Annotated in this window: 18 protein-coding genes; 5 read left to right on the top strand and 13 right to left on the bottom strand. The window is 63.8% G+C overall.

Annotated elements, in window-relative coordinates; translation table 11 throughout:
* The first annotated feature begins 11 nt into the window (after positions 1 to 11).
* Entirely contained in the window at positions 12 to 884 is an 873-nt protein-coding gene (locus LCH97_RS16850) for an SDR family oxidoreductase (protein WP_227302656.1), read from the top strand.
* A gap of 82 nt (positions 885 to 966) precedes the next feature.
* A complete protein-coding gene (gene trmB / locus LCH97_RS16845; RefSeq protein ID WP_017510263.1) occupies positions 967 to 1647 on the top strand; it encodes a tRNA (guanosine(46)-N7)-methyltransferase TrmB in 681 nt (226 codons plus the stop codon).
* Between the two features lie 71 nt (positions 1648 to 1718).
* Here trmB and LCH97_RS16840 read toward each other — a convergent pair whose 3' ends face one another.
* The gene (locus tag LCH97_RS16840; RefSeq protein ID WP_227302655.1) at positions 1719 to 2198 is read right to left on the bottom strand and encodes a glutathione peroxidase; all 480 of its coding nucleotides are present in this window, start codon (positions 2196 to 2198) and stop codon (positions 1719 to 1721) included.
* A gap of 53 nt (positions 2199 to 2251) precedes the next feature.
* On the opposite strand from LCH97_RS16840, the gene LCH97_RS16835 reads away from it, so the two are divergent.
* On the top strand, positions 2252 to 2728 hold the full coding sequence (locus tag LCH97_RS16835) for a DUF1841 family protein (protein WP_227302654.1): 477 nt from the start codon (positions 2252 to 2254) through the stop codon (positions 2726 to 2728).
* 78 nt (positions 2729 to 2806) lie between these two features.
* Here the strand turns inward: LCH97_RS16835 and LCH97_RS16830 are convergent, their stop codons facing one another.
* The 11 genes from LCH97_RS16830 to LCH97_RS16780 form a co-directional block, all read right to left on the bottom strand.
* A complete protein-coding gene (locus LCH97_RS16830) occupies positions 2807 to 3718 on the bottom strand; it encodes a MerR family transcriptional regulator (RefSeq protein ID WP_227302653.1) in 912 nt (303 codons plus the stop codon).
* 46 nt (positions 3719 to 3764) lie between these two features.
* Positions 3765 to 4178 carry a nuclear transport factor 2 family protein gene (locus LCH97_RS16825; RefSeq protein ID WP_227302652.1) on the bottom strand — a complete coding sequence of 138 codons (414 nt, stop codon included), beginning with the start codon at positions 4176 to 4178 and terminating at the stop codon, positions 3765 to 3767.
* The gene (locus LCH97_RS16820) at positions 4175 to 4948 is read right to left on the bottom strand and encodes an SDR family oxidoreductase (RefSeq protein ID WP_227302651.1); all 774 of its coding nucleotides are present in this window, start codon (positions 4946 to 4948) and stop codon (positions 4175 to 4177) included. Before LCH97_RS16820 ends, LCH97_RS16825 begins: the two co-directional genes overlap by 4 nt.
* Positions 4945 to 5490: a DUF3833 domain-containing protein gene (locus LCH97_RS16815; protein WP_227302650.1), complete on the bottom strand. Its 546-nt coding sequence runs from the start codon at positions 5488 to 5490 to the stop codon at positions 4945 to 4947. Before LCH97_RS16815 ends, LCH97_RS16820 begins: the two co-directional genes overlap by 4 nt.
* On the bottom strand, positions 5487 to 6719 hold the full coding sequence (locus tag LCH97_RS16810; RefSeq protein ID WP_227302649.1) for an MFS transporter: 1233 nt from the start codon (positions 6717 to 6719) through the stop codon (positions 5487 to 5489). The genes LCH97_RS16815 and LCH97_RS16810 overlap by 4 nt, the downstream gene beginning before the upstream one ends.
* A complete protein-coding gene (locus LCH97_RS16805; protein WP_227302648.1) occupies positions 6716 to 7228 on the bottom strand; it encodes a chalcone isomerase family protein in 513 nt (170 codons plus the stop codon). The genes LCH97_RS16810 and LCH97_RS16805 overlap by 4 nt, the downstream gene beginning before the upstream one ends.
* A complete protein-coding gene (locus LCH97_RS16800; protein ID WP_227302647.1) occupies positions 7221 to 8441 on the bottom strand; it encodes a cyclopropane-fatty-acyl-phospholipid synthase family protein in 1221 nt (406 codons plus the stop codon). The genes LCH97_RS16805 and LCH97_RS16800 overlap by 8 nt, the downstream gene beginning before the upstream one ends.
* Positions 8441 to 9199, bottom strand: coding sequence for a DUF1365 domain-containing protein (locus tag LCH97_RS16795; RefSeq protein WP_227302646.1), 759 nt, complete (start codon positions 9197 to 9199; stop codon positions 8441 to 8443). Before LCH97_RS16795 ends, LCH97_RS16800 begins: the two co-directional genes overlap by 1 nt.
* On the bottom strand, positions 9196 to 10506 hold the full coding sequence (locus tag LCH97_RS16790; RefSeq protein ID WP_227302645.1) for an NAD(P)/FAD-dependent oxidoreductase: 1311 nt from the start codon (positions 10504 to 10506) through the stop codon (positions 9196 to 9198). The genes LCH97_RS16795 and LCH97_RS16790 overlap by 4 nt, the downstream gene beginning before the upstream one ends.
* A gap of 149 nt (positions 10507 to 10655) precedes the next feature.
* On the bottom strand, positions 10656 to 11609 hold the full coding sequence (locus tag LCH97_RS16785) for a D-2-hydroxyacid dehydrogenase (protein ID WP_227302644.1): 954 nt from the start codon (positions 11607 to 11609) through the stop codon (positions 10656 to 10658).
* A 7-nt stretch (positions 11610 to 11616) separates the two neighbouring features.
* Entirely contained in the window at positions 11617 to 12396 is a 780-nt protein-coding gene (locus LCH97_RS16780; protein WP_227302643.1) for a DUF2189 domain-containing protein, read from the bottom strand.
* A 142-nt stretch (positions 12397 to 12538) separates the two neighbouring features.
* On the opposite strand from LCH97_RS16780, the gene LCH97_RS16775 reads away from it, so the two are divergent.
* Positions 12539 to 12865 carry an FKBP-type peptidyl-prolyl cis-trans isomerase gene (locus tag LCH97_RS16775; RefSeq protein ID WP_017510248.1) on the top strand — a complete coding sequence of 109 codons (327 nt, stop codon included), beginning with the start codon at positions 12539 to 12541 and terminating at the stop codon, positions 12863 to 12865.
* A gap of 65 nt (positions 12866 to 12930) precedes the next feature.
* Here LCH97_RS16775 and LCH97_RS16770 read toward each other — a convergent pair whose 3' ends face one another.
* Positions 12931 to 13551, bottom strand: a complete 621-nt coding sequence (locus tag LCH97_RS16770) for a DedA family protein (protein ID WP_227302642.1) — start codon at positions 13549 to 13551, stop codon at positions 12931 to 12933.
* 28 nt (positions 13552 to 13579) lie between these two features.
* Here LCH97_RS16770 and LCH97_RS16765 point away from each other — a divergent pair, with 28 nt between their 5' ends.
* Positions 13580 to 13843, top strand: a complete 264-nt coding sequence (locus LCH97_RS16765) for a hypothetical protein (RefSeq protein WP_227302641.1) — start codon at positions 13580 to 13582, stop codon at positions 13841 to 13843.
* The last annotated feature ends 12 nt before the right edge of the window (positions 13844 to 13855 follow it).

Genomic DNA, 13855 nt, shown 5'->3' with positions numbered 1-13855 from the left:
AAATGGCCGGCATGCGAACCTTGTTGATACTGGGCAGCGGCGATGTCGCCTTGCGCGCCCTCCCCCTGCTGACGCCACACTGGCGAGTCATTGCACTGATACGCCGCCCGGAAGCGGCCGCCGCCTGGCGCGCGCTTGGAGCCCGCCCCTTGCTGGCCGACCTGGACGACAAAAACAGCCTGTCGCGCATTGCCGGGCTGGCCGACGCCGTGCTGTACACCGCACCGCCGCCAGAACAGGGCAGGATAGACCCCAGAATGCGCAAGGTCTTGTCGCAGCTGGCAAAAACGGGGAGTCTACCACAGCAAATCGTCTATATCAGCACCAGCGGCGTGTACGGCAATGCCGATGGCAAGTGGCTGAGCGAGACCGCCCCGCTGCGGCCAAGCTCCCCGCGCGCCCAGCGCCGCGTGGACGCCGAACGCTGCCTGCGCGCCTTTGCCGTAGAGCACGGCACCGCACTCACCATTCTGCGCGCCCCCGGCATCTACGCCGCCGAGCGCCTGCCGCTGGCCCGCCTGCAAAACGGCACCCCGCTGATCAACGCCAGCGAAGACAGCATCAGCAACCACATTCACGCCAGCGACCTGGCGCGTCTGTGCGCCGCCGCCCTGCAGCGCCGCCGCAGCGGCATTCGCGTGTACAACGCCTGCGATAGCCAGCCCCTGCCGGTAGGCGAATGGTACGACCAGCTGGCCAACACCCTGGGCCTGCCACGCGCGCCGCGCCTGCCACGCGCCCAGGTGCAGCAGCAGGTTTCGCCCGGCTTGTGGTCTTTCATGGCCGAGTCGCGCCGCCTGAGCAACGCCCGTGTGCTGCGCGAGCTGCCCGGCTGCCTGCACTACCCCACCGTTAGCCACCTGCTGCGCACACTGGCGCCATAGTGGCGGCAAAGCAACCCGTGCTATCCGGCAGGCGCAAGATTCGGTAACATCGCGATCTTTTTGCAGTTTTTGAGTTCGCACCATGGAAAATCCAGGCTTCAAGCGCGCCATCCGCAGCTTTGTACTGCGTCAGGGCCACCTCTCCGCTTCCCAGCAACGCGCCATCGATGAAGGCATGCCGCGCTGGGGTATCGAATACCGCCCCGAGCAACTGGACCTGGCCCAGGCCTTTGGCCGCGACGCGCCCAAGATTCTGGAAATCGGCTTTGGCATGGGCGGCGCTACCGCCGAGATTGCGGCCAACATGCCGCATAACGACTACCTGGGCGTAGAAGTCCACAGCCCGGGCGTAGGCAACCTGTTCAAGCTGATCGAAGAAAAGCAGCTCACCAACCTGCGCCTGCTGCGCCACGACGCGGTAGAAGTGCTGGACAATATGCTGGCCGACGGCAGCCTGGACGGCGTGCATATTTTCTTCCCCGACCCGTGGCACAAAAAGCGCCATAACAAGCGCCGCCTGATCCAGGCCCCGCTGGTAGAAAAGCTGGTAAAAAAGCTGAAGCCGGGCGGCTACCTGCACGCCGCCACCGACTGGGAAGACTACGCCATCCAGATTCTGGAAGTCTTCAACGGCAACGCCGACCTGCAAAACACTGCCGAAGCGTACGCGCCGCGCCCGGACTACCGCCCGCTGACCAAGTTCGAAGCCCGCGGCATCCGCCTGGGCCACGGCGTGTGGGACATCATCTTTACCCGCAAGTAAGCCTGGGTACGCATGAAAAAATGGCCAGCCTGGCAATAGGCTGGCCATTTTTATTGCATGCCGTGCGGGGGCTAGCCGCCCAGCAGCGCCTCGATATCCGGCAGCAGCTCGTGCGGCTCGGCCGCTGGCTCGTAGCGTTTGACCAGCCGGCCTTTGCGATCGATCAGGAACTTGGTGAAGTTCCACTTTACCGGGTGCGGGTGGCCGCTTTCCACACCGCTGAGCCATTGCCACAGCAGGCTGGCGGCCGGGCCGTTGACGTCCCCTTTGGCAAATAGCGGGAAGCTCACGCCAAAGCGTGTCTGGCAAAAGGTAGCGATGTCGTCGGCGCTGCCCGGCTCCTGGCCGCCAAACTGGTTGCACGGGAAAGCCAGTACGGTAAAGCCGCGCGCCCCCAGGGCGGCCTGCAGCTCTTGCAGGCCCTGGTACTGGCGGGTATAGCCGCATTCGCTGGCGGTATTCACCACCAGCACCACCTGGCCCAGGTAATCGGCCAGGGGCTGCGGGCGGCCATCGGCCAGGTTGGCCGCAAAACTGGCAAGCGTGGTCATGGTGCGTGTGTCTCCGTATAATGCTGATTTCCCGAACAAATCAGTCAACAATCATGTTTGCACCCAGCCGGCAGGATGCCCGCCGTTTCTTTTTTGATACCTGGCAAAAACAGCAAGCCGGCCACCCGCTCAGCGACCTGGAAAAGCTGCTCGCCAGCGTGATCGCCGCCCACCCCGAGTACCACACCATCCTTAGCCGCCCCGAGCAGTACGGCGAGCGCGAATGGCTGCCGGAGCAAGGTGAAACCAACCCCTTCATGCACATGAGCATGCACCTGGCGGTAGAAGAACAGCTGTCCATCGACCAGCCTTTCGGCATTCGTGCCCTGTACCAGCAACTGCTCGCCAAAACCGGCAGCGAACACGACGCGCAGCACGAGGTGATCGACTGCCTGGGCGAAATGATCTGGCAGGCGCAGCGCTACGGCGGCGGGCCGGATGTCAACGTGTACCTGTCCTGTATTCGCGGCAAACTGGGCCAAGACCCGGAAGACGAACGCCGCCTGAACCTGAAAGACATGGACGACTAAGCCAGACTGTCTGGCATACAACAAAGGGACCGCACGCCGGTCCCTTTGTTATGGTCAAGCCGCTACGGTTTTGCAAACCTAGCCGGCAGGTCGGGCGCGCCACTGCGCTACCAGCTCGTCCAGCTGGCCGGGTTCCTGCAGATGGGTAACACCCTGCGGCAGCTGGCGCAGCCCGCGGCAGCCCTTGCCCCCCAGCCACAGCTGCGTCGCGGCAGGCAATAGTGCACGCAGCTGTTCGGCCACAGCCTGCACACTGCCCTCGTACGCACCGGAGAACGACAGCACCACGATATCCACCTGGTGCTTTTCTGCGGCAAATGCCACGTCCTGCAGCGGCATCTGCGCGCCGAAGGCGATGGCGTCGCAACCGGCCAGGCGTAGCAGCGCCTCCACCATCAGCAGGCCCAGCACATGCAACTCGCCCGGTGGCGTGGTCAGCATCACGCGGGGCGACATGGCACCGGCCGGAATGGCCGCCAGGGTTTCCCGCATCACCCGGCTTACCGCCTCGGAGTACAAATGTTCTTCGGCAATCTGCAACTCGCCGCGCATCCACGCATCGCCTACCAGCTGGTTGGCCTCGGGCAAAAAGTCGCAGGCAAAGCGGCGCAGCCCCAGCTCCAGCATGCGGTGGCGCAAGTAGGCCCGCGTTGCTTGCGCATCGTGGCTTTGCAGCGCGCCCAGCAAGCCCTGGCATACGTCGGATACCTGGCGCTGCGGCGTGTGCTCGGTGGTGAGGGCTTGCAGCTGGGCGTCGCTCATGGCCATCAGCTTGCCGGGGCGAAACCCCAGGTCGAGCAGGCGGCGAATCAGTTTCAGCCGCACCAGATCGGCCTGCGAGTACAGGCGGTCGCCGGCGGCGTCGCGCGCGGGCTGCGGGAAACCGTAGCGGCGCTCCCACATGCGCAGCAGGTCTTTGGGGATGCCGGTCTCTCGCTCGATGGCGGCAATGGGCAGGCCGGTGGCGTCGTTTTCGGGCAGTTCGTTCATGATTTGTACAGGGCCGCAAGCGACAAGACATTAACAAAGGCGGGCATTATGCCACGCGCCGTTTCAGACAGCGCAGCAGGCCGCCCAGTAATGGCAGCTTTTCGTACAAGCCCTCGGCGGCGTCCCAGTAGTCACGGTGGTCCACGATGCGGCCATCGCTGCCCAGTACAAACAAGGTGCCGCCGTGGATGCACTGCGGCTTGCCTAGCATGGCAAAGGTGAAATCCCAGGTAACAAAGGCCTTGTCACCCTGACCGATAACCTCGCCAATCACAAAGCGTGGCTCGGCCAGGCTGCGGAACATGCTTGCGTACAAGGCCTTGATCTGCGACCGGCCTTTGATGGCGTTAAAGGGGTCACGAAAGCTGGCACCGTCGGCGTATACCGCGTCGATTTCGTCCAGCGTGGCGGGGGAAAGGGTTGCAAACCAGTCCAGGTGGCGGGCAAGTGCAGGATTCATAGTCCGGTTACCTTGTGTGCAAGCCAGAAATACAGGCGGTATGGCAGGTGTGCGGCCAACTTCAGCGCACGCGTGAAACGCTTGGGAAAATGGATATCGAACTCGCCACGCGCCAGGCCGCGCAATATGGCGTCGGCGGCTTGCTGCGGGCTGATCAGCGCGGGCATGGCAAAGTCGTTTTGTGCGGTAAGCCGCGTAGTGACAAAACCGGGGTTTACCACGTACACGCCCACGCCGTGCGGGTGCAGGTCCAGGTACAGCGTTTGCGCCAGGTGGTTTACCGCCGCTTTGGTAGCACCGTATACCAGGCCATTGCTCATGCCGGCCCAGCCGGCCACGCTGGCTACCAGCACCAGCCCGCCGCCCTGCTGCGCCATCAGCTGCGGCACGTTGGCCGCCACACCGTACAGGCTGGCCAGCAGGTTGACGTTCACCATGCGCTGCGCGGCTTCCGGTGTCAGCTCCCAGGCGCGCAGCGGGGTGTAATCACCCGCCAGCATCACCACCAGGTCGATGCGCCCCCAGCTGGCGAGCAAGGCGTCGCGTACGCGCTGCCAGTCGTCCGGCACGGTGGCGTCCATCACGTGTACCTGCATGCGCTCTTGCCCGGCCGCTACGGCGTGCAGCGCGGCTTCGGTACGGCCGGACAGCGCCACGTGTGCGCCCTGCTGCTGCAGCGCCTGCGCCAGCGCCGCACCTATGCCATGGCCGGCGCCCACCAGCCACACGCGCTGGCCGTGCCAATCACGCAGCTTGGGGTTCAGGCTCACGGCTGTGCCCCTTTGCGAAAGAACAGCGTGACCTCGCCCAGCTTGATGCCCCATTTGCTCATCACCGAGCGGTTCAGCACCGTGCGCTCGTCCAGCTGGTACATCCAGTCGTCGAAGCGCACCTCGTACACGGTGCCGTCTACCGGCAGGCGCAGGGTGTAATCCCAGAACAGGGCAAAGCCTTCGGTGCGGCCGCTGGCCTGGCCGACTACATCATCCGCCGTGCCGGTGTAGCGGCCGTCTGGCAGCTTTTTCAGCGCCCACACCCGGCGCTGCTTTTCGCCGTCGTCGTAGCTAAAGTGCTCGTCCAGCACGCCGGTATCGCCCTGCCAGCTGGCGTTCATTTGCACGGTAAAGCGGCGGATGACTTTGCCGCTGCGGTCCTGAAAGGTGCCTTGCGCCGTTACCGGGCCGTCAAAGTAGCTTTTCAGGTCAAACGTTGGCCGCGTACCGCGGTAGTCGTCGATACTGGCGGTGCTGCAGCCACCCAGTGCCAATGCCGCCATCGCGGCCACCAGCCAAGCCCATCGTTTCCACATCATGCTGCTCCTTGCATGGGCGGCCGGTATCGCAAGCCCCCCCACGCCATCAATTTGAAAAGTGCCGGCAAGGCCGCGTACACCCACATCAGGCCTCCGGCCACCTGGCCGGGCACATAGCCCGCCCACTGCGCCAGCGGCAGCGCCACCCCGGCAGCCACGGCCAGCGCCAGCTTGTTGAGCATGGACACGGCGCCGAATACCACACCGCCCGTCTGCTGTACGCGGGCACCCAATGCGTCGGCCACCAGCGCGCTGGCAAAGGCCAGATCTGCCCCCAGCGCCACGCCGGTCAGCACACACACCAGCGTAAAGCCGGCACTATCCCCCGCGGCCAACAACGGCACCGGCATGAAACCCAGCAGGGCCAGCGCCATACCGGCTCGCCAGGCGCGCACCTTGCCGATGCGGTCGGCCAGCCACACCCAGGCGGGTAGCGACGCGCCCGCCGCCACAAAGTAGGCCAGCAAAAATACGCCGGCCTGCGCGCTGGCCTGTAACACATCGGCCACGTAAAAATTCAGCAAGGTCGCCGGTATGGCCATGGCCACCGCATTCAGTAGTAGCACGACACCCGCTGCGCGCAGTGCGCCATCACGCCACCAGGGAGGCTCGGCTTGCCCGGCCACCTCGGGTACGGCCTGCACCGGTAGCCGTGGCGCCCAGGCTGCGGCCAACCCTGCCAGCAGTACCAAGGCCAGCAGCACCCAGACAAAGCGCTGCATGGCCGCCAGCTCGCCCATACTGCCGGCCCACCACGCGGGCAGTGCTGCCGCCAGCAGCACACCCGCCAGCCCCCAGCCCTCGCGCCAGGCGGCCACACGCGCCCGGCCGGCAGGCGTGGGCCACAGCGCGGCACCGTAGCGCAGCAGGGCGATGGTGAGCCAGCCGTGCGCCAGGTACACCAGCAGCAGCGCACCAGACAGCTGCAGCCACAGCGGCCAGCCAGGCTGCGGCCACAACAGCCAGGCAAAGCCCGCTACGGCGGCGATGGCGGCCAACCCTGCCGCCAGACGCAGCGCGCCACGCCCCAGGCGGTCTTGCCACTGCCCCAGCAGCGGGTCCAGCACGGTGTCCAGCAGCCGCGTCACAAACAACAGCAAGCCCAGGCTGGATAGCGCCATACCAAAGTCGCGGGCGTACAGCGCGGGCAAATGCAAGTACACCGGCAAAGCCAGCATGGCGAGCGGCATGGCGGCCACACCCGCCAGCGCCAGCTGCAGGGGCGTCATCCGCGGCCGTTCAGCAGCTGCTCGCGCAACGCGGGGGCGCGCGAGGCCGGGTCTAGCCAGATGCGGAAGAAGGTGCGCGCCAGCAGCGGGTCGTCCACCGTGCGTGTGTGGCGGCCGTTGTGCCAGAAGCGCAGGCTGTTGCCATCGAATGCGCCGACAATTTCGTCGCCCTGCTGCACATCGGGAATAGCGGCGGCCAAGGTATCGCGCCAGCTGGCGCGGCGGTTTTCCGGCAGGCCGTAGCGCTGCATTTCTTCCAGGCTGACCTGCACGATCTTGGCCGACGGGATATCGCGGGCGTAGCGCAGCGACAGGGCAAACGGCCGCGCCCAGTCAAACGCCTGGCCCTGCTGGGTATACAGCGTGGCGTCGTACAGCTTGAAACCGAACCAACGCAAATTGCCCTGCCCCAGCGGGCGCAGGTTAGCGAGCTCTGCAGGCAGGGCCATGACGACCTCCGTTACCATCAAGCCGGCGAGCAAGGCGCCGGTAGCCACCCATCTAGACATGACGTGTCATCTCCAGCTGGCACACATCGGTGCGCCCGGCGTCAAAGCCGGCAATGCAGTAGTAGAAGTAAAACTGCCACAGCCGCACAAAAGCCTCGTCAAATCCCTGGGCGCGCACGCGCAGCTGCACGGCGTCGAAGTCTGCCAGCCAGCGGCGCAGCGTTTCGGCGTAATCGGCACCAAAGGTGTAGCGGTCGCTCAGGCGCAGGCCGGCATTGGCAATATGCTGGTCCAGCTGGCCGGGCGAGGGCAGCATGCCGCCAGGAAAGATGAACTGCTGGATGAAGTCGGTGCTGCTGCGATAGCGCGCAAAGTACTCGTCGCCAATGGTAATCACCTGTACCACCGCCTTGCCGCCGGGCTTGAGCCGCGCGCGCAGGGTGGCGAAGTAGGACGGCCACCAGCGCTCGCCTACCGCCTCCAGCATTTCGATGGACACGATATGGTCGAACTCGCCGTCAATATCGCGGTAGTCCTGCAGGCGCAGGTCTGCCTGCTGTGCCATACCCGCTGCGGCCAACCTTTGCTGCGCCCAGGCTAGCTGCTCGGTAGACAGCGTCACCCCGGTAAGGTGTACACCACGGGTGCGGATGGCGTACTCGGCAAAGCCGCCCCAGCCACAGCCGATTTCCAGAATACGCTCCCCGGGCTGGGCATCCAGCCGCTGCAGGATGCGCTCGTACTTGGCCCACTGCGCCGATTCCAGGCTCTGGCGGTAGTTACCGTCAAATACCGCCGAGGAGTAGCTCATGCTGGGGTCCAGCCACAGCTTGTAAAACTCGTTACCCAGGTCGTAATGGGCGTGGATATTGCGCCGGCTGCCCTTGCGCGTATTGGCGCGGGTCAGGTGGCGCAGCAGGTAGCCTACCTTGCCCAGCCAGCTGCCGTGGATGGCCTGCTCGACCGCCGCCTCATTCTGTAGCGCCAGGCGCATCAGCGCTACCCAGTCGGGCGAGCTGACCTGGCCATCGCGCCAGGCTTCGGCCAGGCCAATGTCACCAGCCAGGGCAATGCGGCGCAGGGCGCGCCAGTCGTGAATGTGCAGGGCGGCATCCAGGCCTGCGTGGCGGCCACTGTACCGCTGCTGGCTGCCATCCGGGCCCACCAGCAATAGCTGGCCGTACAGCAGCCGGCTCAGGCCAGCCAGTAGCGGGCGGGCGTACCATGGCGCGCGCAGCGCCTGCGGGTTCAGGGAAGGGCTCAGGGTCGTCATCACACACTCCGGGAATCGGTGGGCGGCGTGGCGGGCACGCCTTGTTTGCCAAAAAAGGGAACACGTTTGCGCCATAGCTGCAGCGCCTGCCAGTGGATGCGCGCCCACACGGCAAAGGTCAGCGTGGCGCAGCCCAGCACCAGCTGCCATACCCTGGCGGCACCCGGCGGCTGCGGCCAACCTTGCTGGGTGGCGACAAAGTCGGTGTTGGCATCATCGCGGCTATAGGCAATGCGTACACTGAAGCAGCCGTCAGCCTGGCGGGCAAAGCGAAAGCGGTAGCTGCCTTCCACCTGGAAAAACGGCGACACATGCAGCGCTTTGGGCGCGGTAAAGCTGTCGCGCGCCTGTAGCGGGCGCCAGTCCGGGTGGTGTACGCAGTAGTCATGATGCTGGCCAAAGGTATTGCTGACTTCCACCCATACCGCCCGCAGCGCGGCGGTGCGGTCGAATACCAGGTAAAAGCTCACCGGGTTGAAGGCGTAGCCCAGCACGCCGGGCAGGGTGTGCAGCTCGATGCGGCTGGCATCGTGAAAGCCGGCTGCGGCCAACCTTTGCGTGAGCCACGGCCACAGGGCGCTACCATCACGCGGGCCGTGGCGGCGGCGTAGCCAGCGCACGCCGGGTGCCAGGCGGTGTTGCGCTACGTCCCCCTCGGGCAGGCTCACCGCAACCCAGCTGTGGCGGTAGGCAAACTGGTGTTGCGCCGGGCGGCGGCGGCCGTGCCATACCTGCCCGGCGTACAGCTGCACGCTCATGTTGCGGCACCGGCCAGCTGCGGCAGCGGCGCATGCGCGGCCACCGGCTGGCTGATGTCCCACGGCACGGTAGCTCCCAACCCCTGGGCCACGGCCATGCCGGCCTTGAGGCCGTCTTCATGAAAACCGTAGCCGGCCCACGCACCGGCAAACCAGGTGCGCTGGCGGCCCTGGATCTGCGCCAGCGCCTGCTGTGCGGCAATGGCATCACGGTCGAATACCGGGTGGGCGTAGTCGAACTCGGCCAGCACGCCCTGCGGCTGGCGGTAGGGGTTCAGCGTAACGATAACGGGCTGCTGGAACGGCAACTGCTGCAGCGTGTTAAGCAGATAGCTCACCATTACCGGCGTATCGCTCTCCCCTGCCCTGCCAACGCGGTAATTCCACGCCGCCCAGGCTTGCTGGCGCTGGGGCAGGAAGCTGGCGTCGGTGTGCAACACGGCGCGGTTGGGCTGATAGCGCAGCCGTGACAGTACGTCGGTTTCCGCCGGGCTGGCGTCGGCAAGCAGAGCCAGCGCCTGGTCGCTGTGGCAGGCCAGCACCAGGTGGTCGAAGCGCTCCTCGCCGTGGCGGCTATGCACGGTCACGCCGTGGGCATCGCGCTGTACACGCTGCACCGGGCTATCCAGCCGCAGGCCGGGCAAGTCTTGCAGCATGCGCTGTACGTAGACACGCGAGCCGCCTCGCACGGTTTTCCACTGCGGGCGGTCCAGCACCTGCATCAGGCCGTGGTTCAGACAGAAATCAAAGAAAGTCGCGGCTGGAAAGGCCGCCATATCGCGGGTGGAGCTGGACCAGATGGCCGCGCCCATAGGCAGCAGGTACCAGTCGCGCAGCGCTTGGCCGTAGCCGTGACGGTTCAGCAGCTGGCCCAGCGTGTCGCCAGTGGCGCGCGCCTCGTCACGCAAGGCCGGGGCCTGACGGTGCAGGCGCAGAATGTCGCGCAGCATATGCCAGAACGCCGGGCGCAGCAGGTTGCGCTTCTGGGCAAACAGGGTAAACAGGTCGCTGCCGGCCCATTCCAGCTTTTCCTGGTCCAGCGCTACCGAAAACGTCATTTCGGTGTGATACACCGGCACCCCCAGCAGGGCGAACAGACGAATCAGGTTGGGATAGGTGCGGTCGTTGTGCACCAGAAAGCCGGTATCCACCGGGGCAGTCACGCCATCCAACGTGACGTCCACCGTATTGCTATGGCCACCGGCATAGCTACCCGCCTCAAACAGGGTAACTTCATGGCCGCTACGGGCCAGTAACCAAGCTGCCGACAGGCCTGCGATGCCCGCTCCCGCTACTGCAATGTGCATGCTGACTTCCTTGTGTCTGGTGCTACCGACAGGCAACACCGGATAATTGTGGTTTTGTTTATGCTTTGTACTGTACAAAATAGATTAGTTCAATAAAAAAACCCGCTTTGCGGGTTTTTTGTCGCTACCGGGTCTACAGAGTTTGTTGCTTAATCCAGCCTGTTCTGGTGCTGGCCTTGCTGCCAGGCTGCGATATTGGCCACCAGCTGTGCGGCCAACCTGCCCATGGCTTCACGGCTGGCCCAGCCCACGTGCGGTGTAACAATCAGATGCGGCAGACGCGCTTTTAACAAAGGGTTGCCCTCGCGCGGTGGCTCTACCGACAGCACATCGAAACCGGCGCCACCGATCTGGCCGTATTTCAAGGCAGCCACCAGCGCGTCTTCGTCCACCAGGCCGCCGCGGGCTGTATTCACCAGGATGACACCCGGCTTCATCGCCATCAGCTCGGGCTGGGCGATCAGGTTGCGCGTGCTGTCATTCAGCGGGCAATGCAGCGAAATCACGTCGGAGGTCGCCAGCAAGGTATCGAACGACACATAGCCATCACGCACTACGCCCGCGCCCTTGCGTTCGCCAAACTGTACCTGCATGCCAAAAGCCCGCGCGCGGCTGGCCATGGCCTGGCCAATGCCGCCACTACCGAAGATACCCAGCGTCGCGCCCTGCAAATCGCGGATAGGTGCGCCAAAGTGGCAGAACTGCGGCGCGTTCTGCCAGACTCCAGCCGCCACATCGCGCTGGTAGGCCGGCAGATTGCGCATCAGCGCCATCATCAGCATGAAAGCGTGCTCGGCGACCGTGTCGTCACCGTAATGCCGGATATTGGCTACCGCCACGCCTTGGCGACGGCAGGCGTCGATATCGATGTGGTTGTAGCCGGTAGCCGCAATCGCCAGCATTTTCAGCTGCGGCAGCGCTGCCAGGGTAGCCGCGTCGAACGGCACTTTATTGGTGATGACCACATCGGCATCGGCGCAACGGGCGACGATATCGTCACGACCACTGGCCGCATACTCGACACAATGATGAGCAAACGGGAAAGCCGGCAGCGGCACAGGCAGGCTGTCACGATCCAGAAACACAATACGCAAAGGGGTCATGGCGGGTTCAGCATTCGTAGGAAATAAGGGCGCGATAGGCATGCCAGCTGGACAAGCCCAATAGCGGGGCCACCAGCAGCAGCCCGACAAACTGGCTGGCCAAGCCTATCGCAACAAGTGCCACGATCATAGCGGCCCATACCACCATCGTCACCCCGTTGCGGCCAACGACTTGCAGGCTGGCTTGCATGGCCGTGACCACGTCTATTTCCTTGTCCAGCAACATGGCGCAGGTGCAAATACTCAGCGCCAGCACGAACAGTACAAACAGCAGCGATATGGCGCCCCAGCTCAATAACAGCGCCAGGTTATCGCCCTGCAGCAAGCCCGGCAGCAGGGCATCCAGCCGGGGTAGCCGGCCCTGGTCAAACAAGGCAAACAGCAGCATCGAGCTGGCGCCCCAGGCACACGACAACAGCGCCATCGCACAGCCATACAGCGCCAACGCCCCCGGGTTGGCACGCCAGGCCAGCACGCTATGCAGCAGCATCACGCGGCCACCATTAAAAGCCTGCTGCTGCCTGGCGATATCGTAAAGCCCGGCAGCCAGAAACGGCCCCACTAGCCAGCAGGCACACCCCAAAGCCAGGGCCATTTCCGGAAAATACTGCAGCAGGTACGCCAGGCCATAGGCCATCAACACGTACATTGCACCGTATAACAAGGCATCGGCAGGCGTGCGCTGCAAATCACGCCACCCCAGTTTCAGCCAGCGCAAAGGAGCGGCCAAACCCTGGCGCTGCACCACAATATGCTGCCGCGTCGCCAGACAAAGTAGCGTCATCATTCCACCCCTTTAGTGCTTCTGTCAGTTAGCCAATACTTTTTTATAAGATACTGATTGGCATATACAAAAGCAGTCACCCACAGCCCGCACCATGGCTGATAGAATACGCACCCTGATCAATGCGGTAACGAAGGGCATCACAATGGCAGAACTGATCATCGAAGATCTGGTGACAGGCGAAGGTAAAGAAGCAGTCGCAGGCGAAGAAGTCACCGTGCACTACACCGGCTGGCTGACTGACGGCACCAAATTCGACTCCAGCAAAGACCGTTTCCAGCCGTTCAGCTTCCCGCTGGGCGAAGGCTACGTGATCAAGGGCTGGGATCAGGGTGTACTGGGCATGAAAGTAGGTGGCAAACGCAAACTGACCATTCCATCCGAGCTAGGTTATGGCGCACGCGGCGCTGGCGGCGTTATCCCGCCGAATGCCACCCTGGTATTCGAAGTGGAACTGCTACAGGTAGGCTAAGCCGGCCTGCCATGAAAAACGCCCCGCCGCTTTAGCCCGGGGCGTTTTTCATGCATGCGGCCAACTCAGGCATCCGCCTTTACTGCCAGGCGCTTCTTGCGCCAGTACAGTACACCCAGCACCACCCCGGCCAGCGCCAAGGCAATCAGGATACCGGCCTGGCCACGGTGCACCATGTGCATCAGCCAATCGCGGTTACGCGCGCCGAAATACCCCAGATACACCCACACCGGCACCGAGATCAGCGCGGCAAAACCGTCCATCATCAGAAAACGCCAGTAAGGGATACGCCGCGTCAGGCCGGCAGTAAGGAAGATGGGCGAGCGCAGACCAGGCAGAAAACGGGCAACAAACAGCACCCAGTTACCGTAGCGGGCAAACTTTTCCTGGGTAGCGGCAAAACGCTCGGGGGTCATGATCTTGGCCACAGGGCGGAAACGCAGCACGCGCTCGCCGTACAAACGGCCCGCTGCAAACATGATGCCATCGCCGGCCAGTACACCCGCCATACCCACCGCAAACATCCAGTGCACATTGGTATAGCCCAGGCCGGAAATGATGCCACCGGCGACTAGCGTAATGTCCTCAGGTATGGGGACGCCAAAACCACAGACCAACAACACGATGAATACGGCGAAGTAGCCATACCCGGTAAAGAAGTCGAGAAGGAGTTGCAGGATATCCATGTCTGCCTGAGGTGCTGGAAAAGATTAAGTGAGCCACTTCGACCGGCCCCCGGCGCAGCGGTTCAAAACGGCAGCCATCATATCACAGCCCCAGCAAGCGGCCTGCCACCAAGATCGAGGCACAGCCGAAACGGGCCCGGACGGGCAAAATCCATTTTGTATGAAAATATTTTACGACAGAGCAGCGGCGACACAAGCTGTCTTTGCCAAAGACAACGCAAGAAACGCGGAAAGAAACAAGACAGAAACGACAGGCAAGAAAAAACCGGCCCGAAGGCCGGTTTTCATGTAAGCACGTAAAAAA

The organism is Vogesella sp. XCS3, assembly GCF_020616155.1.
Taxonomy (GTDB): Bacteria; Pseudomonadota; Gammaproteobacteria; order Burkholderiales; family Chromobacteriaceae; genus Vogesella.
This window is presented reverse-complemented; position numbering and strand designations above follow the sequence as displayed.